The 22,784-nt window shown below is 40.6% G+C and carries 20 protein-coding genes and 1 other annotated feature; of the genes, 15 read left to right on the forward strand and 5 right to left on the reverse strand.

Annotated features, from left to right (window positions below):
* The first annotated feature begins 37 nt into the window (after positions 1-37).
* Complete coding sequence (locus AB6N04_RS10490; protein ID WP_047756603.1) at positions 38-301, forward strand: GrxA family glutaredoxin; 264 nt, start codon at positions 38-40, stop codon at positions 299-301.
* Positions 302-541: 240 nt separating this feature from the next.
* On the opposite strand, the gene AB6N04_RS10495 is transcribed toward AB6N04_RS10490, so the two are convergent.
* Complete coding sequence (locus AB6N04_RS10495) at positions 542-979, reverse strand: secondary thiamine-phosphate synthase enzyme YjbQ (protein WP_369308247.1); 438 nt, start codon at positions 977-979, stop codon at positions 542-544.
* Between the two features lie 193 nt (positions 980-1,172).
* On the opposite strand from AB6N04_RS10495, the gene ybjG reads away from it, so the two are divergent.
* The 3 genes from ybjG (at position 1,173) to AB6N04_RS10510 (ending at position 5,391) form a co-directional block, all read left to right on the forward strand.
* The gene (gene ybjG, locus AB6N04_RS10500) at positions 1,173-1,781 is read left to right on the forward strand and encodes an undecaprenyl-diphosphate phosphatase (protein ID WP_369308248.1); all 609 of its coding nucleotides are present in this window, start codon (positions 1,173-1,175) and stop codon (positions 1,779-1,781) included.
* A gap of 851 nt (positions 1,782-2,632) precedes the next feature.
* A complete protein-coding gene (locus tag AB6N04_RS10505; protein ID WP_369308249.1) occupies positions 2,633-3,949 on the forward strand; it encodes a serine/threonine transporter in 1,317 nt (438 codons plus the stop codon).
* Positions 3,950-4,023: 74 nt separating this feature from the next.
* Positions 4,024-5,391, forward strand: a complete 1,368-nt coding sequence (locus AB6N04_RS10510; RefSeq protein WP_369308250.1) for an L-serine ammonia-lyase — start codon at positions 4,024-4,026, stop codon at positions 5,389-5,391.
* 156 nt (positions 5,392-5,547) lie between these two features.
* Here the strand turns inward: AB6N04_RS10510 and AB6N04_RS10515 are convergent, their stop codons facing one another.
* Together AB6N04_RS10515 and AB6N04_RS10520 are read right to left on the reverse strand one after the other, a co-directional pair.
* Positions 5,548-7,176 carry a hypothetical protein gene (locus AB6N04_RS10515; protein WP_369308251.1) on the reverse strand — a complete coding sequence of 543 codons (1,629 nt, stop codon included), beginning with the start codon at positions 7,174-7,176 and terminating at the stop codon, positions 5,548-5,550.
* A 264-nt stretch (positions 7,177-7,440) separates the two neighbouring features.
* Complete coding sequence (locus AB6N04_RS10520; protein ID WP_369308253.1) at positions 7,441-8,646, reverse strand: serine hydrolase; 1,206 nt, start codon at positions 8,644-8,646, stop codon at positions 7,441-7,443.
* A 218-nt stretch (positions 8,647-8,864) separates the two neighbouring features.
* On the opposite strand from AB6N04_RS10520, the gene AB6N04_RS10525 reads away from it, so the two are divergent.
* Positions 8,865-9,488, forward strand: a complete 624-nt coding sequence (locus AB6N04_RS10525; protein ID WP_369308254.1) for a glutathione S-transferase family protein — start codon at positions 8,865-8,867, stop codon at positions 9,486-9,488.
* Here the strand turns inward: AB6N04_RS10525 and AB6N04_RS10530 are convergent.
* Positions 9,481-10,308, reverse strand: coding sequence for an SDR family oxidoreductase (locus AB6N04_RS10530; protein WP_369308255.1), 828 nt, complete (start codon positions 10,306-10,308; stop codon positions 9,481-9,483). The genes AB6N04_RS10525 and AB6N04_RS10530 overlap by 8 nt on opposite strands.
* A 268-nt stretch (positions 10,309-10,576) precedes the next feature.
* Positions 10,577-10,703, forward strand: a sequence feature (His leader region).
* A gap of 40 nt (positions 10,704-10,743) precedes the next feature.
* On the opposite strand from AB6N04_RS10530, the gene hisG reads away from it, so the two are divergent.
* The 9 genes from hisG (at position 10,744) to AB6N04_RS10575 (ending at position 18,792) form a co-directional block, all read left to right on the forward strand.
* The gene (hisG, locus tag AB6N04_RS10535) at positions 10,744-11,643 is read left to right on the forward strand and encodes an ATP phosphoribosyltransferase (protein WP_369308256.1); all 900 of its coding nucleotides are present in this window, start codon (positions 10,744-10,746) and stop codon (positions 11,641-11,643) included.
* A 6-nt stretch (positions 11,644-11,649) separates the two neighbouring features.
* Positions 11,650-12,966, forward strand: a complete 1,317-nt coding sequence (gene hisD / locus AB6N04_RS10540; RefSeq protein ID WP_369308257.1) for a histidinol dehydrogenase — start codon at positions 11,650-11,652, stop codon at positions 12,964-12,966.
* Between the two features lie 3 nt (positions 12,967-12,969).
* A complete protein-coding gene (hisC, locus tag AB6N04_RS10545; protein ID WP_369308258.1) occupies positions 12,970-14,040 on the forward strand; it encodes a histidinol-phosphate transaminase in 1,071 nt (356 codons plus the stop codon).
* A gap of 13 nt (positions 14,041-14,053) precedes the next feature.
* A complete protein-coding gene (gene hisB / locus AB6N04_RS10550; protein WP_369308259.1) occupies positions 14,054-15,121 on the forward strand; it encodes a bifunctional histidinol-phosphatase/imidazoleglycerol-phosphate dehydratase HisB in 1,068 nt (355 codons plus the stop codon).
* Positions 15,121-15,714: an imidazole glycerol phosphate synthase subunit HisH gene (gene hisH / locus AB6N04_RS10555; RefSeq protein ID WP_369308260.1), complete on the forward strand. Its 594-nt coding sequence runs from the start codon at positions 15,121-15,123 to the stop codon at positions 15,712-15,714. The genes hisB and hisH overlap by 1 nt, the downstream gene beginning before the upstream one ends.
* A gap of 5 nt (positions 15,715-15,719) precedes the next feature.
* Complete coding sequence (gene hisA, locus AB6N04_RS10560; RefSeq protein ID WP_369308261.1) at positions 15,720-16,457, forward strand: 1-(5-phosphoribosyl)-5-[(5-phosphoribosylamino)methylideneamino]imidazole-4-carboxamide isomerase; 738 nt, start codon at positions 15,720-15,722, stop codon at positions 16,455-16,457.
* Positions 16,439-17,215 (forward strand): imidazole glycerol phosphate synthase subunit HisF, encoded by a 777-nt coding sequence (hisF, locus tag AB6N04_RS10565; protein WP_369308262.1) that lies wholly within the window; start codon positions 16,439-16,441, stop codon positions 17,213-17,215. Before hisA ends, hisF begins: the two co-directional genes overlap by 19 nt.
* Complete coding sequence (hisIE, locus tag AB6N04_RS10570; protein ID WP_369308263.1) at positions 17,209-17,820, forward strand: bifunctional phosphoribosyl-AMP cyclohydrolase/phosphoribosyl-ATP diphosphatase HisIE; 612 nt, start codon at positions 17,209-17,211, stop codon at positions 17,818-17,820. The genes hisF and hisIE overlap by 7 nt, the downstream gene beginning before the upstream one ends.
* Before the next feature lie 450 nt (positions 17,821-18,270).
* The gene (locus AB6N04_RS10575) at positions 18,271-18,792 is read left to right on the forward strand and encodes a YbaK/prolyl-tRNA synthetase associated domain-containing protein (protein ID WP_369308264.1); all 522 of its coding nucleotides are present in this window, start codon (positions 18,271-18,273) and stop codon (positions 18,790-18,792) included.
* Between the two features lie 53 nt (positions 18,793-18,845).
* Here the strand turns inward: AB6N04_RS10575 and AB6N04_RS10580 are convergent, their stop codons facing one another.
* Positions 18,846-19,487: a CatB-related O-acetyltransferase gene (locus AB6N04_RS10580; protein WP_369308265.1), complete on the reverse strand. Its 642-nt coding sequence runs from the start codon at positions 19,485-19,487 to the stop codon at positions 18,846-18,848.
* A gap of 322 nt (positions 19,488-19,809) precedes the next feature.
* Here AB6N04_RS10580 and AB6N04_RS10585 point away from each other — a divergent pair, with 322 nt between their 5' ends.
* The gene (locus tag AB6N04_RS10585; protein ID WP_369308266.1) at positions 19,810-22,758 is read left to right on the forward strand and encodes a M66 family metalloprotease; all 2,949 of its coding nucleotides are present in this window, start codon (positions 19,810-19,812) and stop codon (positions 22,756-22,758) included.
* Positions 22,759-22,784: the final 26 nt, after the last annotated feature.

The raw sequence follows: 22,784 nt of genomic DNA on the forward strand, positions 1-22,784 counted from the left end.
TCGTCCAAAACCGAGTTTGAGATAAAAAGGAGATACTATGTATACTGTTATTTTTGGTCGCCCTGGCTGCCCATACTGTGTTCGTGCAAAAGAACTGGCAGAAAAACTGAAAAACGAGCGTGAAGATTTTGACTACCGCTATGTCGATATCCAAGCTGAAGGTATTTCAAAAGAAGATTTATCTAAAACAGTAGGCAAACCAGTAGAAACCGTTCCACAAATTTTCATTGATGAAAAACACATTGGCGGTTGCACGGATTTTGAAGCTTACGCAAAAGAAAATTTGAATCTTTACAAATAATTAGCGTGTCTAATTTCAATTATCAGCAAGCAAAGCACCTCACCTTTCAGGCTGGATAAATGCTTTGCTTGTTCTTTTTGTGCTATTTAAATTAAATTTCACAAAAAATTGCACTTTTTTTCATCAACAAGCGAACTTTCCTTTTTAGATAGAGTCTTAATTTATGCCACTGCTTTTCTTTGATGTCCCCATATTGAGGAGCCCGATAGCCAACTCTCTGTTTTAATGCTATCGGGTTTTTTATTGCCCATTACTGACGACCTCACCTTGTAATGTAATGACTAATTTACGTTTCCCACCATAGTTTCGGTGCTCACACAAATAAATCCCCTGCCAGGTTCCCATATTCAAACGACCGTTTGTCACTGGTATCGTTAAGCTCGCCCCCAGTAAACTGCTTTTCAAATGCGCAGGCATGTCATCACTCCCCTCGTAATCATGCTTATAATAGGGTTCATTTTCAGGCACTGCGTGATTAAAGAAACGTTCAAAGTCTTCCCGCACGGTATAGTCAGCATTTTCATTAATCGTTAATGAAGCAGAAGTGTGTTGAATGAATATATTCATCATTCCAATACGTACCGAACTGAGTTCAGGAATTTGCCTTAAAATCTCTTCAGTCACTAAATGAAACCCTCTCTCTCGCCCATTAAGGTGTATCTGTTTTTGCCACCACATCGGTTTTTTCCTTCTTTTGCTGAGTACAACATCATATAAGTTAAATAATTATTGCGTCATTCTTAAACCACACGTAAATTTGTCGCGTAATGCTATCAATAATAAGACAAAGGGACTTTACCTGTGAAGCTTGAGCCTTTAAGCTCTGCTGTTCTTTGTCTTACTGACCCATTTTCTGTCTGAGGTACAAACTGTGCTGGAACAACTCAATCTTGATCTGTTTAACCTGATCAATGCCGCACCAGAAACTGCAAGCGGAACGATTGCGATGGCTAATGTGATTGCTAAACGCTTAGTACTTATCTTCCCACTATTTACGGTTGCTTGTTGGTTCTGGGGAGCCCAGCCAAACATGACTCGCCAGCGAGCCTTTGCCTGTAAAGCGGCGATTGCTATTGTGGTAGGTCTCACTATCTCATGGGTGATTGGTTATTTTGCACCTCACGACCGTCCGTTTGTCATGGGGATTGGTACTAACTTCTCCGATCATGACGCAACGCCCTCATTCCCAAGTAACCACGGTACCATCGTGTTTACCTTTGCATTTGCCTTCTTGTTCTGGCTGAGAACTTGGGTTGGCCTTGTGATGATGATCCCTGCCATTGTTATTGCATGGTCACGAATTTACCTTGGTGTTCACTGGCCTTTAGATATGGCGGGGGCCTTTATCCTTGCTATCATTGCTTGTGGTTTAGCACAAATACTGTGGTCGTTTGGCGCCAATAAAATTCAAGCCCCCATCACTCAACTCTATCAGTCAATTTTTGGTTCGCTTATTCGTAAGGGTTGGTTCCAACCTTAATCATTTCTGTTTAAGTACTGGTGGCAAAAAACGCCAGTACTTTTTCCTTTATTAAAGTTTGCGCTAAATCAACTTTTCTTTTTATTTTTTATCTGCAAATAAAATAAATTTTTATTTATCAAATAATTTTATAAACAAAAATTTAACAAATATTTTGTTACCCTTTTTAATTATTTTTTTCGACGCAAAAAAAGTGCTCTAAACACCACCTGAAAAAATAAAAATTAATTAATATATACTCCTAACCCCATGACCTAATTGTAGAGTTAATCACTCACTAAATCATTATTATAAACTTATAATAGTCTTTATTTATCAAATAGTTAAATCATAATAGTTATATTTACAATACCCTAGTATCACGGTGAAGCTCAATAATGAGATTAATAGAGATTACAAAGCAAACAGCACAATAATATTCATTAATATAATAATATTTTTCTAACAGAATATTATTCTGTCTTTATTTGTCTTAATAAATTGGATTTTTCTAACTTAAAAAAAACGACAAAAAATAAACTTAAGTTAAATTCCATTAACATTTTTATAAAATCTGATGTTTTCATGCAATCTAAGGGGATATTTCTCTTTTGAGATGATGATCACGGCATTTTGTTCTGGTAAAATATAAATTCACACCCTCAAAATCCAAGCTTAAAAATTACTGATAAAATTACAAAACTGATTGAAAATGAATTTAATCTAAATTTTAGTTTTATTTCCAATCAGATTGTTACGTAAAAGAAAGCTCTTTTTATTAAGTGATTAACCGTACCAAAAGATTAAAACTCAGTAACAGCTTTCGCTATTACTTTAAATAAATTTTTTGACTTTTATTTTTGGAGACTATTATGGACGCAACTAAAGTTGGTTCCATCGACAAAACAGCCTCGCAAACAGGGAGCAGTAAAGCTTGGCGTAAAACAGATACAGTATGGATGCTGGGTTTATATGGTACAGCTATCGGTGCTGGTGTTCTGTTTTTGCCTATTAATGCCGGTATGAGCGGGTTACTTCCTGTTCTATTAATGCTTGTTCTAGCCTTCCCAATGACCTTTTTTGCTCACCGTGGCTTAACACGTTTCGTTCTTTCTGGCTCCAAAAAAGAAGGTGACATCACTGAAGTTGTTGAAGAGCATTTTGGACGTACCGCAGGTAACTGGATCACTCTGCTGTATTTCTTTGCTATTTATCCTATTCTGCTCGTTTATGGTGTATCCATCACCAATAACGTCAATAAATTCTTAACCGAGTTATTAGGCGTTGGTGCTCCACCACGCTGGCTATTGGCGCTGATTCTAGTCGGCGGCGTTATGGCTATCGTTGCATTTGGTGAAAAGTACATCGTTAAAGTCATGAGTATGCTGGTGTTCCCATTCATTGCGGTACTGGTGGCTTTCTCTTTATACATGATCCCACATTGGTCTACGGATGTATTAAGCACCCTCACTTGGGATGGTATTGCTCAAGCCACGGCACATTCTGGAGGACAAAGTATTTGGGTCACCATCTGGTTAACAATCCCTGTAATGGTGTTCGCATTTAACCACTCCCCGATCATCTCTGCATTTTCTGTCGCAAAACGCGAAGAATATGGCGATGATGCAGAACAAAAATGTTCACGCATTTTAGCATCAGCACACATCCTGATGGTTCTGACAGTGATGTTCTTCGTCATCAGTTGTGTATTTACTTTATCTTCCGCTGATCTTGCACAAGCAAAAGCACAAAATATCAGTATTCTTGACTATCTGTCTGGTTACTTTGATCAGCCATTCATCAAATACGCAGCCGCAATCATTGCATTCATTGCAATTATCAAATCATTCTTAGGTCACTATTTAGGTGCTCGTGAAGGTTTCAATGGCTTAGTTGAACGAGCATACCGTGCAAAAGGCAAAACCGTTGATATTCGTAAATTAAACCGTGGTACAGCTGTCTTTATGCTAGTGACCACTTGGTTAGTGGCTACATTAAACCCAGGCGTTCTAGACATCATCGAAAGCCTTGGTGGCCCTGTTATTGCTATCTTACTGTTCTTGATGCCAATGTATGCAATCAGCAAAGTACCAGCTATGCGTCAATACTCAGGTAAGATCAGCAATGTATTTATCGTTATTATGGGTCTGGTCGCTATCTCTGCGGCAACATATAAGTTATTCTTCTAATTGAAGCCCTAGGTAGCTATTAAGAATGATAGCTACCTAATTTCAATGACTTTCTACAAAAGGAAGCACTGAATATGATTAGTGTATTTGATATCTTCAAAATCGGCATCGGCCCTTCAAGTTCCCACACCGTCGGTCCAATGAAAGCGGGCAAACAATTCGTTGACGACCTTATCGCGCAAAATTTACTGACTAGTACAACTCGTATTGCCGTTGATGTATACGGCTCATTGTCTCTGACGGGTAAAGGTCATGCTACCGATATGGCGATCATCATGGGGCTGGCAGGAAATTTACCCGATACCATTGATATTGACGCTATTCCTGCATTTATGCGCAACGTCGAACAAACAGGTAAGCTTTTACTGGCTCAAGGACAACATGAAGTCGATTTCCCTGTCGATGGTGGCATGAATTTTCACAGCACAAATTTACCACTCCATGAAAATGGGATGACAATCACCGCGTTTGCGAATAATGACATCCTGTACAGCAAAAATTATTACTCTATTGGCGGTGGTTTTATCGTTGACGAAGAACATTTTGGTCAAGCCGATGAAAGTGCCGTTCAAGTTCCATACCCTTTTAAATATGCCGCTGATTTACAAAAGCATTGTAAAGAAACGGGTTTATCACTTTCTGCCCTCGTTATGCAAAATGAATTAGCATTGCGCAGCAAAGATGAGATCCAACAGTATTTGTCCTCCGTTTGGGATGTGATGAAAGCGGGTATTGAACGTGGAGTCACCACGGAAGGTTTATTACCGGGTCCACTGCGGGTACCTCGCCGTGCAGCGGCTTTACGCCGTCAATTAGTCACCACTGACAGTACCAATATGGATCCAATGGCGGTTATTGATTGGATCAATATGTATGCTCTTGCAGTCAATGAAGAAAATGCAGCGGGTGGTCGGGTGGTGACCGCGCCAACTAATGGTGCCTGTGGTATTATTCCAGCGGTATTAGCCTATTATGATAAATTTATTCGCCCTGTGAATGAAAACTCCTATACCCGTTATTTCCTTGTTTCAGGGGTAATTGGTGCGCTGTATAAAATGAATGCCTCCATTTCAGGGGCTGAAGTTGGCTGCCAAGGGGAAGTCGGCGTTGCCTGTTCAATGGCCGCTGCTGGGCTTGCGGAATTGATGGGAGGTAGTCCTGAACAGGTCTGTATCGCCGCTGAAATTGCAATGGAGCATAATTTAGGGCTTACCTGTGACCCTGTTGGCGGTCAAGTTCAAGTACCCTGCATCGAACGTAATGCAATCGCTTCAGTTAAAGCCGTTAACGCCGCTCGTATGGCATTACGTCGTGTCAGTGATCCACGAGTTTGCCTCGATAAAGTTATCGAAACCATGTACGAAACGGGTAAAGATATCAATGCAAAATATCGTGAAACTTCACAAGGTGGACTCGCCATAAAGCTGGCGCACTGTGAGTAGTTTTATTTATTCCGCGACAAAAATGCCTGCAATACGCAGGCATTTTTCAGACTGCTGACAAACATACAAGGTTTGGCGGCAGATTGGATAGGTTTTGTGAATAAAGCGGGATAACATCCTTTTTATTCCCGCTTTATATTACTGCCTAAGAATCAATTAAAATAATGAAGGGAAAGATTGATCTTGTACCGTCGAAAATACTGTTTCTACTGATTTTTTAGTGTCTTGAGCTACATTATTAATGGTTGTTTCAACAGTTTGTTTAAACTCGCTAATACTTGCTGCTAAAGAGGCAATACGCGAATCATCGGCAACCACAGTGCCATTAATAACAAGAGACTGACTAAAACTATCTCCCCCACGGATCAAGCCTGCATTCATACCTAAATTTTGAGCTGAACCACCTAAAACGGAGGATTTTCCTTGTTCCTTAGCGTCTTGTTTCGTTGTTTCTGTTTTTGATGAAAACTCAATCACTTTCGTCGTTCTAGTATGACTACTTGCAGGTTGGTCTAATACTTCCTCTCCTTCTTTCGCAATTTTACTAACTTCAGAGAACATTTGTTTGAGTCGTTGGTTACTATCTTTTTTTTCTTTCTCAACTAATAACTCGAACTTAGCGTATTTTTCTTGTGAAATTTTTAACTCACTTTCTAGGCTGGTGATTTTTTCTGATAACTCAGTTTCTTTTTTCGATAACGCGTCAACGCGTTTTTGTAGTGCTTGGGCTTTAGATCGCGTTGTGCTTTCAACTTGTTTTAATTTTTCTAGTTTAGTATTTAATTCTGCCACCTCTTTTTTTAATTTATCTATTTTGCCTTCTAATTTATCATTATTCTGATTGTTTTCATTCAGCTGTTTATCTAAATTATGAATCAATTCATTTTTTATATTGATTTTTGACTCAAGACCAGTAATTTTATTTTCTTGCTCCTTGTTTTTGTCACTCTGTTTTATTAGTCTTTTTTCAATATCATTTTTCTTTTTATTAACATCATCAAACTTTACTTTCAATTCTTCACTTTCTAACTTAGCATTTTCTAATTTCACTTTTAACGATTCAATTTCTTTACGTTGAGATGCCATACCTTCTTCTAAGCTAGTTATTTGCTTTTTATTTTTGGTGATTTCATTATTTAATGAAACAACTTCTTTTTCCTTAATCTCTAATGACTGGGTTAATTTATCTAATTTATTCAAAGTCTCTCGATTACTGTCATTTTGCATTTCCAATTCTTTATTTTTATTTTTTAATTCCTCTTTTTGAGCATCGAGTTGTTGTTTAGCCATTTCTAATTCTTTATTTTTTTTGATTAAATCAACATTAGCATCAGCGAGTTGCTTTTGTAGTCCTTCATATTTTTCAATACCATTTTGTAAAGCCCTAAGCGCATTACCCCCTTTGATAAAAGAGTTTTTATCGTTGGTTTTTCCAATATCATTCTGAGCCGTACCACCAACTAACTCATTATTATTTAGCCCTTTATTGGTGCTATTACCGCCTTCAACTTGACCATTATTTGTACCGTTATTACGCGCCTTCGCCCCCTTCATGACATGATTATTCGTATGTTCATTGACGGTATCTCCCCCTTTAACAATTCCACGACCATTCCCTGAATCAATGCCATCGCCAGATTGCATTACACCGCTATTTATCCCTTGATTTACTGCCTTTCCACCATAAACGGTATTGTGACCTACATTATTATCGCCTGTTTGTTTGTTGCCCATTGCTAATAACTCTTGAAGTCTAGCATCGATAGTTTTAGAGGATGTATTCATAGATATAACTCCATTTAATTTTATATTTAAAATCCATATTGAAACAAAAATTATTTTATTAATCATTAAAAGGCAAATGATTGGGTTTATTATTAAATACCCCTAAATATATTTCAATTGAAGTTTATCTGTAAAATCGCCGAGTGCTACCAATAAAATGATAACTTGGCTGAATGTTATTTTTAATTTAATTTCTATAATTACAGGCCTAATACATTAAAAAGACCTCAAATGAGGCCTTTTTATATTTAAACGCAGTTTTAATTAACCAAAAATTGCGCTCCACCAACCACTAATTGTTTTCATAATGTAATCCCAAATACGCCCAAAAAAGCCTGCTTCTTCAACTGCGTTTTTTGCAACGAGTGGATGCTGCTCAATCACTTCATCATTAAGAATAAAGTTAATTGTCCCAACGGCTTGGTTTTTCGCTAATGGTGCTTCTAACGAATCGTTCGTTAGTTGAATATCGACTTTCAAATTTTTCAATTGGCCTTTAGGGATTGTCACAGAAACATCGTCTGCTACCCCTAACGCCACTTCAGAAGTATCACCAAACCAAACTCGCTGTTTTTTCAATGTTGCATCGGCTTTAATTGGTGTCACCGTTTCGAAAAAACGGAACCCCCAAGTAAGCAGTTTTTCACTTTCCGTAAAACGCACGCGATCACTTGGCGCACCTAACACAACCGAGATCAACCGCATATCCCCTTCCGTTGCCGAAGCCACTAAGTTATGGCCCGCACCACTCGTGTGCCCAGTTTTCACGCCATCAACTTTTAAGTTTTGATTCCATAACAAACGGTTTCGATTAGGTTGGCGGATTTTATTGAACGTAAATTCTTTCTCTTTATGCAGAACATATTCATCAGGGACATCGCGGATCATCGCTTGTGTTAATAATGCCATATCCCGTGCTGTACTGTATTGCCCTTCAGAATCTAGACCATGAACAGTTTTAAAATGTGTATTTTTCAAACCTATCTGTTGAACATATTGATTCATCAAACTCACAAATGAATCTTGGCTCCCTGCGACATAATCCGCAAGGGCAATGCTGGCATCATTACCTGATTGAATCACAACACCTTTATTGAGATCCAGCACCGAAACACGGTCTTTTGGCTTCAAAAACATCAATGATGAGCCTTTTAGTACAGGGTTACCTGTCGCCCATGCATCTTCCCCGACGGTTACCATGTCCTGCGGTGTAATTTTCCCCGCTTTTACCGCTTGGCCAACCACATAACTTGTCATGATTTTGGTTAAGCTAGCAGGATCTAAACGCTCATCAGGATTACCTGACGCTAAAATCTTCCCACTATTGTAGTCCATCAAGACATACGCTTTTGCATCGATTTGAGGAGCAACCGGTGTCTCTGCCGCGTAAACACTGGTGCTAACGGCTATCAAAAGACTCAACCCAATACCTGCTCGACGGGTTTTTAGGGGCAACATATTTTTACTCATCGGTTATTCCTTCACTTAATGCTAACTATTTAAAATAACTATCCGATTACTCACATCACTAAACGATGAACCCTTCGCTGTGACAAAAATTGCTAACTCATCATAATATAAGGCTTTATTTCCACTAAGACCACCAATAGGAAATAAAGATTTGCCTGAAAGCGAATTTAATCTATCTTAACGCTGGCTAATGACAAAAAATCAATTAGGAGACTGCAATGTTAACTGTCTGGGGACGTGCCAATTCTTCCAATGTCAAAAAAGTACTTTGGTGCTTAGAAGAATTAAATGTGCCTTATAATCAAAAAGATGTAGGAGGTCCATTTGGTGGACTTGATACACCTGAATATCAAAAACTCAATCCAAACAGCACAATCCCAACTCTACAGGATGATGACTTTGCGCTGTGGGAATCAAACTCGATTTTACGTTACCTTACGGAAAAGTTTGATCATTCTCACTTATTGCTTGCAAAGGATGTACAAGAAAAAGCAGCAGCCGATAAATGGATGGATTGGAGCAACGCCAATTTATTCGATCATATCAAACAGATGATGAACAAAATTGTTCGTGTCCCCGAAGCCGATAGAGATCCAGAACAAGCAAAAGGGATTTACGCTAACATCAACAGACTGCTGAAAATTGCCGATGACGCATTAGCCCATCAAGCTTATTTCAGCGGTGACAAATTTGGTATTGCCGATATCGCGATTGCGCCACTATTTTACCCATGGCACGAAATTGCGACCGAACGCCCTGAATTTAACCACTTAGAGCGCTGGTACCAACAACTCACCACACGCCCTGCATTCCAAAAAGTTGTGATGACGCCAATTAAATAGTCATCAACATATTATTCGGGTTTGGATATTGATATTCGAACCCGAGTTCTTGGCAAATCCGATTTCCGTTTATGACCTTACCGTCAGCGTTATTCTCTGAATCGATAAATTCAGGGGGAATCAACCCCAGTGAATTCGCGGCTTGGGTATAGAATTCGGCTCGTGTTGGATGAATTGGTGCACACAAATTATAAAGATGCCCACCTTCTGTTTGGTTAAGTAATGTCAAAATGGCTGCTATCACATCATCTTGATGTACCATATTGACAGGTTGCATTGCACCTTTAACCCCCGTTTTACCTGCTAAAAAACGCCCTGCATGGCGCTTTTCCCCCACCAGCCCTGCTAAACGCAACACATCCACAGAAATATTTGGCAGTTGATGCAACCAATTTTCAGTATCAATCAGCGCCTGTGCAGAAGCTGTCGCCCCTTCAAGTGGAGAATCTTCGGTCATCTCGCCACTTTGTTCCCCATATACCGCAGTTGAAGACGTAAAAATAACTTTAGGTATTTGAAACGCCATTGCACTATTGACCAACTCCTCAATAGCGAACACATAATGTTCCACATTCACTTTAGAAGGTGGCAACAAAATGACTAATGCATCACTCGATCCCATTAATTGTATTAAGTCATCTTCTTCGCATTCTAATTTGGGCGTCAGTTTCAACGGATAGCACTCAATACCGACACCACGAGCCGCATCGATACCATCCGTGGTTGTTTTCGTCCCTACCACTTGAATGCCTCTGGCGAGTAGTGCTTGTGCTAATGGCAATCCCACCCAACCTAGCCCAATAATTGTGACTTTTTTCATGTTTTGACTCCAACTCGGCTAACTGGCTGATATTTTTCTTAGATTAGCTGAAAACCATAAAACTTCCGAATAGATTTTCTGGGGAATTAATCACTATAAAACTCGCTCAACTAATTATTATTGGTTATTTTTTAAAAAAAGGTTGCATTCATAGGGGGAAATCGGATAGGTTGAATACCAATGAGTATTTAGTTAGCACAATGAATGTTTAGTCATTCAGTTATATTAAGAGAACGGAAGACATTATGAATTGTATTTCACGCAACCATCATCATCACCATCATCCTGATTAGTCTTTCGGGCGATGTGTGCTGGAAGACGATCAACGAATCTTCCGGTGGCTGAAATGCAAATGAGAGAACCCTCGGAAGATTATCTTCCGAGGGTTTTTTTATATTAAAACAAAAAGTTATTAAAGGAATATGGGGTAAGGTTATGTTGGATAAATCACGTTTACGTATTGCAATTCAAAAGTCAGGTCGTTTAAGCGAAGAATCAAGAGAGTTACTGGCTCGCTGCGGGATCAAAATCAATTTACAACAACAACGCTTGATTGCTTATGCAGAAAATATGCCTATTGATTTACTTCGCGTTCGCGATGACGATATTCCGGGTCTGGTTATGGACGGTGTCGTGGACTTAGGGATCATCGGTGAAAATGTTCTTGAAGAAGAGTTATTAAACCGTCGTGCGCAAGGCGAAGATCCGCAATACAAAACATTGCGTCGCTTGGATTTCGGCGGGTGTCGTCTATCTTTAGCCGCACCATTAGATTTTAACTATACGGGCGCAGAATGTTTAAATGGGGCGCGCGTTGCAACCTCTTATCCTCATTTGTTAAAACGCTACTTCGACCAAAAAGGCATTCAATTTAAATCTTGCTTACTGAATGGTTCCGTTGAAGTGGCACCACGTGCGGGGTTAGCGGATGCCATCTGCGATCTCGTTTCTACTGGCGCGACCCTAGAAGCCAATGGTCTGAAAGAGGTGGAGGTCATCTACCGTTCTAAAGCCTGTTTAATTCAGCGCGATGGTGAAATGTCTGCCGATAAACAACAACTTATCGACCGTATGATGACCCGTATTCAAGGTGTTATCCAAGCTCGTGAATCCAAATACATCATGCTACACGCGCCAAGTGAAACACTGGACGAAATCATTGCCCTACTGCCAGGTGCTGAACGCCCAACTATTCTTCCATTAGCAGGTGATAATAACCGCGTAGCCATGCACATGGTTAGCTCAGAAACTTTGTTCTGGGAAACCATGGAAAAACTAAAAGCATTAGGTGCAAGTTCAATTCTTGTTCTGCCAATCGAAAAAATGATGGAGTAAGTCGTCATGGAAATGGGATTTAACCAGCCAATTCGCTGGGCAGATTGCAACGAAAAACAACAAAATGCATTACTGATGCGCCCTGCTATTGCTGCCTCTGGCAGCATTAGTACCGCGGTCAGTGACATTATCGACCAAGTCCGTCGTGAGGGCGATATTGCCCTCCAAGCCTTGAGCCGCCGTTTCGATAAAACCGAAATCGACTCAGTAAAAGTTACGGCAAACGCCATTAATGAGGCAGAAGCACGCTTAGGGGATGAGATTAAAATAGCGATGGAAACCGCGATCCGTAATATTCGCCGTTTCCACGAAGCACAGATCCCCGCACCAATTACGGTAGAAACCCAAGCAGGTGTTGTTTGCCAGCAAATCACTCGTCCCATTGATGCGGTTGGTTTGTATATTCCGGGTGGCTCAGCACCGTTATTATCGACAGTCATGATGTTAGGAACCCCGGCCAATATCGCCGGTTGCCGAAAAATTATTTTGTGTTCACCACCCCCTATTGCGGATGAAATTCTGTATGCGGCAAAGCTGTGTGGCATTACAGAGATTTTCCAAGTTGGCGGTGCGCAAGCGATTGCTGCGATGGCTTTCGGAACGCAAAGCATCCCTGCGGTAGATAAAATTTTCGGCCCAGGCAATGCTTACGTAACGGAAGCGAAACGCCAAGTGAGCCAAAGCCACGAAGGCGCAGCCATTGATATGCCAGCGGGTCCGTCTGAAGTGTTAGTGATTGCCGATAGCCAAGCAAATCCCGCGTTTACCGCATCTGACTTACTATCCCAAGCAGAGCATGGTCCTGATTCCCAAGTTATTTTATTAACTGATAATGAAAATTTTGCCCAACGTGTAATAGCGGAAACAGAAAAACAGCTTGCCCTGCTATCTCGTGCAGATATTGCCAGAGAAGCCCTGAGTGCCAGTCGCGTCATTATTGCTGATTCCATAGCACAATGTGTGGAAATCAGTAACCGCTACGGGCCAGAGCACTTGATTTTGCAAACCCGTGATGCCGATGATTTAGTGGCGGCCATCACCAGTGCTGGGTCGGTGTTTGTCGGTGATTGGTCACCTGAATCCGCTGGGGACTATGCATCGGGTACCAACCACGTTTTACCCACCTATGGTTATACAGCAACATATTCAAGCCTCGGTCTTGCGGATTTTATGAAACGCATGACCGTGCAAAAGCTGTCTAAACAAGGGTTATTAGGCTTAGCCAACACCATTGAAACGTTAGCGCAGGCGGAACAACTGACTGCCCACAAAAATGCGGTGACTTTACGTGTCGCAGAACTTAAAAAACAAAATCAGGAGTAAGTCATGAGCCAAAAATTTAATGCCGCTAGCCTTGCACGTGAAAATGTGAAAACCATGACCCCTTACATGTCTGCACGCCGTTTAGGGGGAAATGGAGACGTCTGGCTTAACGCTAACGAATACCCCATCGCCCCTGATTACCAATTCAGTGAACGCAACCTAAACCGCTATCCAGAATGCCAACCTGCGGCGGTGATCAACAATTATGCAGCCTACGCGGGTATTGAGCCTGAACAAGTCTTAGTGTGTCGTGGTGCAGACGAATCCATTGAACTGCTGATCCGCGCATTTTGTGAACCCGGCAAAGATGCAGTGATGTTCTGTCCCCCCACTTACGGCATGTACAGCGTCAGTGCGGAAACCTTCGGTGTCGAACAGAAAAAAATAATGGCGCTGCCAGATTGGTCATTAAATGTGGCCGCTATTCGTGAAAATTTCACCAATACCAAATTAATTTATATTTGCAGCCCAAATAACCCAACTGGCAATATTATCGATAACAACGCATTGCAGGAAGTTTTAGATATGGCCGCAGGCCGTGCGCTGGTCGTTGTCGATGAGGCCTATATTGAGTTTTGTCCACAATACAGTGTCGCAAATTGGTTAGCAAACTACCCAAATTTGGTGATTTTAAGAACCTTATCCAAAGCTTTTGCTTTAGCAGGATTGCGCTGCGGTTTCACATTAGCATCCTCGGACATCATTGAGGTTTTATTAAAAGTTATTGCCCCTTACCCGTTATCAACACCGGTTGCGATGATTGCTGCACAAGCTCTGGATACACAAGGTATCGCCACCATGAAAAGTCGTGTGGCAACCGTAACAGAAAATCGTATTGCCCTGTCTGAAGCATTGCGGAGCTTATCGGTTGTTGAAAAAGTCTATCCCAGTGAGACCAACTACATTTTAGTGCGCTTTACCGATGGCAATAAGGTATTTAAGGCCCTGTGGGATCAAGGCATTATCCTGCGTGATCAGAGCAAGCAGCCGGGGCTTGAAAATTGCTTGCGTATCACGATTGGGACCGAAATTGAAAATGTCCGTGTTATTGAAGCTATTAAAGCACTTTGCTAATTAGGAATGACTCATGAGCCAGAAAATTTTATTTATCGACCGTGATGGAACATTAATTACCGAGCCCCCCACTGATTTTCAAGTGGATAGCTTAAGCAAACTCGCCTTTGAAAAGGCGGTCATTCCAAGCTTACTTGCATTGCAAAAAGCCAATTATCGTTTAGTGATGATCACTAACCAAGACGGTCTTGGTACCGATAGCTTCCCGACTGCGGATTTTGAACCACCACACAACTTAATGATGCAAGTTTTTGAATCACAAGGGATAAAATTTGATGAGGTGCTGATCTGCCCGCATAAACCTGAGGATAATTGCGCCTGTCGCAAACCCAAACTGCAATTAGTCGAGCGCTACTTAGACAGCAATGTGCTCGACAGTGACAACAGTTACGTGATTGGCGACCGTGAAACTGATATTCAATTGGCAAAAAATATGGGGATCAAAGGGTTACGCTACAATGCAACGGATCTCGATTGGGAAACCATCACGGCACAATTAACCAAACGCGACCGTCATGCACGGGTGGAGCGCGTCACCAAAGAAACCCATATTCTCGTGGAAGTTTGGTTAGACAAAGAAGGTGGCAGCAAAATTAACACGGGTGTGGGCTTCTTCGACCACATGCTAGACCAAATTGCGACACACGGCGGCTTCCGTCTAAATATTGAAGTCAAAGGAGATCTGTTTATCGATGATCACCACACTGTTGAAGACACGGGTCTAGCTTTAGGTGAAGCGTTGAAAGTCGCACTGGGTGATAAACGAGGTATCGCACGCTTTGGTTTTGTACTGCCAATGGATGAATGCCAAGCACGCTGTGCGCTGGATATTTCAGGTCGTCCTCACCTTGAATATAAAGCAGAATTTAAATACCAGCGTGTAGGAGATTTAAGCACTGAAATGATTGAGCACTTCTTTAGCTCACTATCTTACGCCATGGGTTGTACCTTGCACCTGAAAACCAAAGGGAAAAACGATCACCACAAAGCGGAAAGCTTATTTAAAGTGTTTGGTCGCACCCTGCGCCAAGCCATCCGCGTTGAAGGAGATACATTACCAAGCTCAAAAGGGGTTCTTTGATGAACGTTGTTATCCTTGATACTGGTTGTGCTAATTTAGCCTCGGTAACCTATGCGGTAAAACGCCTTGGTTATCGCCCCGTTGTTAGCCGTGATACCAACACCATTTTACAAGCGGATAAAGTGTTTTTACCGGGGGTTGGAACCGCGAGTGCAGCGATGGAAAAGCTGATAGAGCGTGAATTAGTGCCTTTAATTAAAGCCCTGACTCAACCCGTTTTAGGGATTTGTTTGGGTATGCAATTACTGGGTAGTATCAGTGAAGAAGGCCAAACAGAAATTCCATTACTTGGTCTGATTGATAGCCCTGTACGCAAAATGGATGCCAATGGCTTACCGGTTCCCCATAGTGGTTGGAACCAAGTTAAAGCCCTCGCAGGGAACCCATTATTTAAAGGAATTGGTGATGACGCCTATTTTTATTTTGTGCACAGCTATTCAATGCCAATTTCAGAAAATACCATTGCGCAAACCCAATATGGCAACCCCTTTAGCAGTGCAGTGAATCGCGATAACTTTTACGGCGTGCAATTTCACCCTGAACGATCAGGTGCCGCTGGCGCTCGCTTGATTCAAAACTTTTTGGAGATGTAAAAACCATGATCATTCCTGCATTAGATTTAATTGATGGCACCGTAGTGCGCTTACATCAGGGGGATTACGCTAAGCAAACAGATTACGGCACTGACCCACTTCCTCGCTTACAACAATATGAAAAAGAAGGGGCAAAACTCCTACATCTGGTGGATTTAACCGGGGCGAAAGACCCACAAAAACGCCAAATTCCATTATTAAAAAAATTATTGGCAGGTGTCAGCGTACCAGTGCAAGTTGGCGGAGGTATTCGTACCGAAGATGATGTCAAAGCGTTACTTGAAGCTGGGGCAACTCGTGTGGTGATTGGTTCAACCGCAGTCACCCAACCTGAATTAGTGAAAACTTGGTTTGAAACCTATGGCGGGGAAGCCATTGTTCTGGCATTAGACGTGCGCATTAATGCACAAGGGGTGAAAGAAATTGCTATCAGTGGCTGGCAAGAAAATTCCAATTTAACCTTGGAGCAAGCCATTGAAATCTATCGTCCTTACGGGCTAAAACATGTGCTTTGTACTGATATTTCAAAAGATGGCACCTTGGCAGGTTCTAATGTCAATCTATACCAAGAAATCAGCCAAAAATTCCCTGATATTGCCTTTCAAGCCTCGGGGGGGATTGGTAATTTAGATGATATCGCAGCCATTCCTGCTTCAGGTGCCGCAGGGGTTATCGTGGGCAGAGCATTACTCGAAGGTAAATTTACCGTTGCGGAGGCAATCGAATGTTGGCAAAACGCATAATTCCTTGTTTGGACGTTCGCGACGGACAAGTCGTTAAAGGTGTCCAATTTCGTAACCACGAGATCATCGGCGACATTGTGCCGTTAGCACAGCGCTACGCACAAGAAGGCGCTGACGAGCTGGTCTTTTATGATATTACCGCATCGTCTGATGGCCGGGTTGTTGATAAAAGTTGGGTCGCTAAAGTTGCAGAAGTGATTGATATCCCGTTTTGCGTTGCGGGCGGGATCAAAAGCGTGGAAGATGCATCGCAAATTTTATCTTTTGGTGCAGATAAAATTTCAATTAACTCTCCGGCACTGTCTGATCCGACCTTGATCACCCGTTTAGCCGACCGCTTTGGCGTACAATGTATCGTTGTGGGCATTGATACTTGGTTCGATGAGAGTACCAATGAGTATCAGGTGTACCAATTTACGGGGGATGAAAAACGCACGACGCAAACACGCTGGAGAACCCTTGATTGGGTAAAAGAAGTCCAACAACGCGGTGCGGGTGAAATCGTATTAAATATGATGAACCAAGACGGTGTACGCCAAGGGTATGATCTGGTACAGCTGAGAAAAGTACGTGAAATATGCCAAGTGCCATTGATTGCCTCTGGTGGCGCGGGCGAAAAAGTGCATTTTCTTGATGCCTTTGCTGATGCTGGTGTCGATGGTGCCTTAGCCGCTTCCGTCTTCCACAAACAAATTATTAATATCGGTGACTTAAAACAATACCTAGCCGAAAATGGAGTTCAAATTAGAGTATGTTAACCTCAGAACAATGCAGCCAACTGGCATGGCAAAAAGTCGACAATCTGATGCCTGTTATCGTGCAACACGCGGTTTCAGGAGATGTGCTAATGCTGGGATATATGAACCCAGAAGCATTACAAGTCACCTTAGACAGCCGTAAAGTGACCTTTTATTCAAGAACCAAGCAACGTTTGTGGACAAAAGGTGAAACCTCTAATCACTTTCTAAACTTAGTCGATATCTACCCTGATTGCGATAGCGATACGCTATTAGCGCTCGCCCTACCCGATGGCCCAACCTGCCATAACGGGACGCAAAGCTGTTTTGCCCCGGCACAAAGCGATTGGGGCTTTTTATTTGAGCTAGAAACACTGTTAAAAGAGCGTAAAACCGCTTCACCAGAAAGCTCTTATACTGCTCGCCTATATGCAAGTGGCACCAAACGTATTGCACAAAAAGTGGGGGAAGAAGGCGTCGAAACCGCACTCGCCGCTACCGTCAATGATCGTGCCGAATTAACCAACGAAGCCGCGGATTTGATGTACCATTTAATGGTTTTACTGCAAGACCAAGACCTTGATTTAAGTGCGATTATCAAACGGCTAAAAGAGCGCCATCAGTAATGCTTAAGCTGCCTGCAAGGCTGGCAGCTTAGGTTGTTGACAAAGTGGGAGAAAAGCGTGTTTTTTCCCACTTTGTGTTATCAGGCGAAAATCAACATATTGATTTTCCTTGTTTATTTTCAAAACCTATCCAACCTGCCGCCAAACATGTTATGTTTGGCGGCAGTCTGAGCTGCCAGCGAGGCTGGCAGCTTTACTATCTAATACTGCATCAGTATGTCTGAGTGAATTTTCCATTGATGCTGCGTTGAGAGGCTCTTGCCTAAAATGGCTTTAATTCGAATAAAAATTGACCATCAAAGATAAACAGCCCCTAGAACCGTATCTCGATTAACTGGTCTCTTTATTTTTTGATAAAATATAATCAATTGCTAGATTTGGGGATAATCACTTTCTGATTTTTATTCTGTTGTATCTCAATCTAATCTTGCTATCATCTCCCTGATATAGATGTGGTTTTTAAAGGAAAAAACGGTGTCAGAAAACGTAATTTTTAGGCAATTAACCGAATTATTGGATAATAATGGTGCCAAATACCGTGTGATGGAACACGCTAGCGCGGGGAAGTCAGAAGAGGTAGCAAAAATTCGTGGAACGCAACTTGGCCAAGGTGCTAAGGGGCTAGTATGCCATGTAAAAGGTAATGGGGTTCGCCAACATGTCCTAGCCATCTTACCCGCTGATAAACAAGCCGATTTAAGCAAGATTGCGTTAGCAATAGGTGGCACTCGTGCTTCCTTAGCGAGTCCAAAAGAAGTGGACGAACTGACTCAGTGTGTCTTCGGTGCTATTCCCCCATTTAGCTTTCACCCTAATTTAAAATTAATTGCAGATCCGCTGTTATTTAAACGCTTTGAGGAGCTTGCCTTTAATGCGGGTACATTAGAACGCTCTATTATTTTAAATACGGAAGATTACCAAAGAATAGCCGCTCCCACTTTGGTCGAATTTATTCGTACAGAAGAAAGCTAACCACCTAATCGTAAAAAGGGTTATTCCGCAGAATAACCCCAAACTCGATAAAACTAGCTTATTAGCCGTCGATCATACTCTTGGCTAGCTTTTTTTAATGCCACAAAATCCGAACCACAAATAAGCCGTTTTAATGCGTTAAACTTCTGTTCTGGCCACTCATAGATTTTCAGAGCCAATAATTCACTGATAATATCTGGCGAAAAACGGTAACTAATTGGCTTTGCTGGGTTACCCCCCACGATACAGTAAGGCTCAACATCTTTAACCACCATGCTATTCGCCGCTACCACCGCACCCTCACCAATTTTAACACCCGGCATGATAAAAGCCCGCATGCCAATCCATGCTCCATCCCCAATCACTGTATCCCCTTTCCCAACATAAGCTTCTTCAATATATTCAAGGAAGGGATACAAGCAGAACCAGTCTATTCGATGAGTATGATTTCCCCCCATCAAAATTACGGCTTCACTGCCAATACAAACATAATCGCCGATATACAGTTGGTCAACATCCCATGAAAGCAGCCAATCACGACTTTGCTCGTCCCCTTGTAAATAACGTACAACGGAATTTTCAAAACCGTCATCCCAACAATCACTATAATAACTATGGTGGCCTTTAATATGGATATTGGGGTTTTGCACAACTTCATGTAATAACTGGTATTTTGACCAATGTTTCTCACTCATGGTAATAAACCTATTTAATTTGTTTATGATTACCATAGAACGCTTTCTATGGTGATGTATTCGCGCTCAAAATACATCACACTTAGCCACTCGAGGCTGCTTTAATAAAGGACTTGCCATCTTATTCTCTTAAAGTCATTTTCAACACTGCTTATCAATAATATCATAAAAAGTTACACAACCAAAAATTCCATTAATTTTAATAGGTTAGTTATTTTTAGTTTCAGACTAACTTCAGCAAATAAGGCTTATCATTTTAATTTGCTTTATATAAATTAACTTTAAAATAATTATCAACCACAAACAAATAAAAAGGGACTTAATGAGTAAATATACCACTATTCCATTTCAAGTTATCAATAAAACTCCTGTTGATTTTACAAATTATTATTCAACTTTAAATAGCAACTCACTTTTTGATAATCTCAATTTTCTCATCGATGAAAAAAAACAAGAAATGGATTTAAATATAGAAAATATATTTAAACCAAATAAATTAAAAGAATTTATTGATATTATACCTCTTAGCTTACTGACTCCCCCCCATAATGCTAATACGCATTTTTTTAATCAAAATAAATTTATTAACCCCTTAACTCATCAAGAAGTCAGTGATACATCCGGCGATTTAAAAGGGGTCGTCTATTTTGCTCAAAATTCAATTATCCCTGCAATAAATAGAATTGAAGGAGATAGACAATCAACTTTAGTCCCTCATCGAAAAACGTTAGTTATGTTTAAACCGCAACACGCTATTTCATCAAAAGAGAATGTTTATGTGAAAGTTATCGACCCACAAGGCAATGAAATACATACACAAAAACTATTACCACCATCAATGCTCCCGAAAGTATCCTATCGCAATGTGTATAAAACAAATTTAGAAGCAACTCAATTTCACAATCCAGGATCTTTTGATGTTGAAATCGACAATGCTGAGCAATTAACTCAAATACTTACAAACCCCAATTATTTTAATAAACTGGTAGAACAACAGAATATTATTAAAATTGACTTTAACAATATCATTTTAAATGATTGGGTTAAACCCCTTCACATTAACTCAGACCCTAAATATCAAGGGAAAAACATTGTATTACAAAACCATACTAATTCTGATATATCAATTAGATACAGCAACAAAAATTATACACTGAAACAGCAAGATACTGTTCAGTTTATCTGTGATGTAAATGGAAGATGGCTAACTGAATCTGATACAAAACAGCTAAAAAAACGCGCTGCTGAAAAAAGTGCCCCTAATAAACTTGATTATAAATCAACGGATATATCAATAAGCAACTTCAATGAAAACTTTAAATATGATGAAGTCATAAATGAAAAAGAAAACTTAATCAAAATGAAACATAGTACTCAGTTTATGAAGGATTTATTAGCGCATAACCAACGGGAGATCAGAGTTGATATTGATGATAATAACTGGGTTGACTCAATAAAACTCCCAGATGGTAATCATTACTGTTACATTACCTTTAATACCACCGCCAGCAAACCCACTAATATTTATTTTGATAACAAGCAGATAGAGTTAAAAAAAGGAGCCCCCATTAACCTTGACTTCATTATGCAAGACAAAAAGTGGCGAAGCAATCCGTTGGTTGTTCTCCCTGAACAGATAAATAACCTCGAATATATGGAGGAAACTTGGTCTACATCTATTTCAAAAGAGTATATTCAACCCAATCTGAAGCTTGAGTTTATCCATAATGATAAGACAGGAACCCTATCTGATATCACTATTGGTGCACCTACAAAATTAACCTTACATCTCCTTGATATCGGTGTCTTTACACCGCCACGTGATAACTTCGATTTTATGGATACGGCTGAATTAAATCGCCAATTTTATCAAAATATTCCCGTTTCAACATTACAGGTTAATCGCTATGACCCAACTTATGTAGATAGTGTCGTTTTTGGTGATGGAACAATTTTACAGAATGTCATTCCTGAAAATGGTGGCTGGCATGAACGGTCAATTGCCAACATTACGCGACAAATATATGGGGAAGGCATCCATATGGCCACCTCAGGAATTAATAGCTCACCAGATAACGGGCCAACATTCGTTCCAACTCCCCAAATGGTTATCTACAATGCCATTGGTCGATATCAAAATGGTCTGGTTGTTCATGGTGGAACAGGAAGCTATGTTGGTGGCCTTGCTTCTGTAGAAGATTCTGTCGGTAATGAATTTAGTCATGAACTGGGTCATAATTTTGACCTTATCGATTTTTATGGAGGCGGTCGCGAACTGGGTATCCACCGCAGATCTCATGAGAGAAATTCAACGTGGGGTTGGGATGCGGATAATAATATGTTTCTCCCAAACTTTGATAGATCTGGAAGGGCGAGTCGTGATGCGATGAATGGGGGGAGTCCAAATGACAACGATAATAATGCATATACCCTTTATACGCCGAATACATTAGCAGCAATCCAAAAACGCCTCGAAAAACTTTATACTTTTGCCCCTGAGGCTTCTACTGGCTATCAAAAATGGGATCCTGCCACCCAACGCATGGAAAATACCCATTTAGCATTACCTCACTTTCTGCAATTTAATGTCCCTGTTACGAATGGAAAGGATATTTCTCAATGTGACCTTTATAAAATGCTGGAAAAATATGATAGTTTAAAAATCCAGCTAGGGAATGGCTATCATAGCCCAAATATCTATTTACCTAGAGCAGAGCCGCGAAATGAAGGTAATACAATAACCATTAAAACTTTTGCAGAATGGAGCAGTCACATTGTTCTCAATGGGATACAAGAAGAAATTAAGCAAAATGAAACAATTACCTATGTCTCTGATGGTAAAACATGGAATAAAACAGAGGATGTAGGGTTTTATCGTCCCCCCATAAAACAAGATGTCCCTGTCATTACGGTCCTTGGTTATTACGATCCTGAAAACCAGATTTTAGTCACTGATCCAAGCAAACAAAAATCAAATCACATACAGGATATTTTATATGGATCATCAGGAATGGTTTACAAAGCGAATGACGGGCTAGATGCATGCTCTTCTTATATTGAATTTGATCTTGAAGATGGGACAACACGGCAATATAAACTTTATGGAACTAATTTCAATAAATCACGTATGAATCGATTTCATATTAATATTGAGAGAGAGTTAAACCCGACTAAAGTAAAAATCTTTATTAACGGAGAACTTAAAGATTCTGTAGATATTGAAAGAAGAAGCCTAACATTGCCCACTACAATTAATGGCCTAACCGTTTAAATGACTTGGTAAGAGCAGGCTTATCG

The organism is Providencia rettgeri (genome assembly GCF_041075285.1).
GTDB classification, from domain to species: Bacteria; Pseudomonadota; Gammaproteobacteria; order Enterobacterales; family Enterobacteriaceae; genus Providencia; species Providencia rettgeri_G.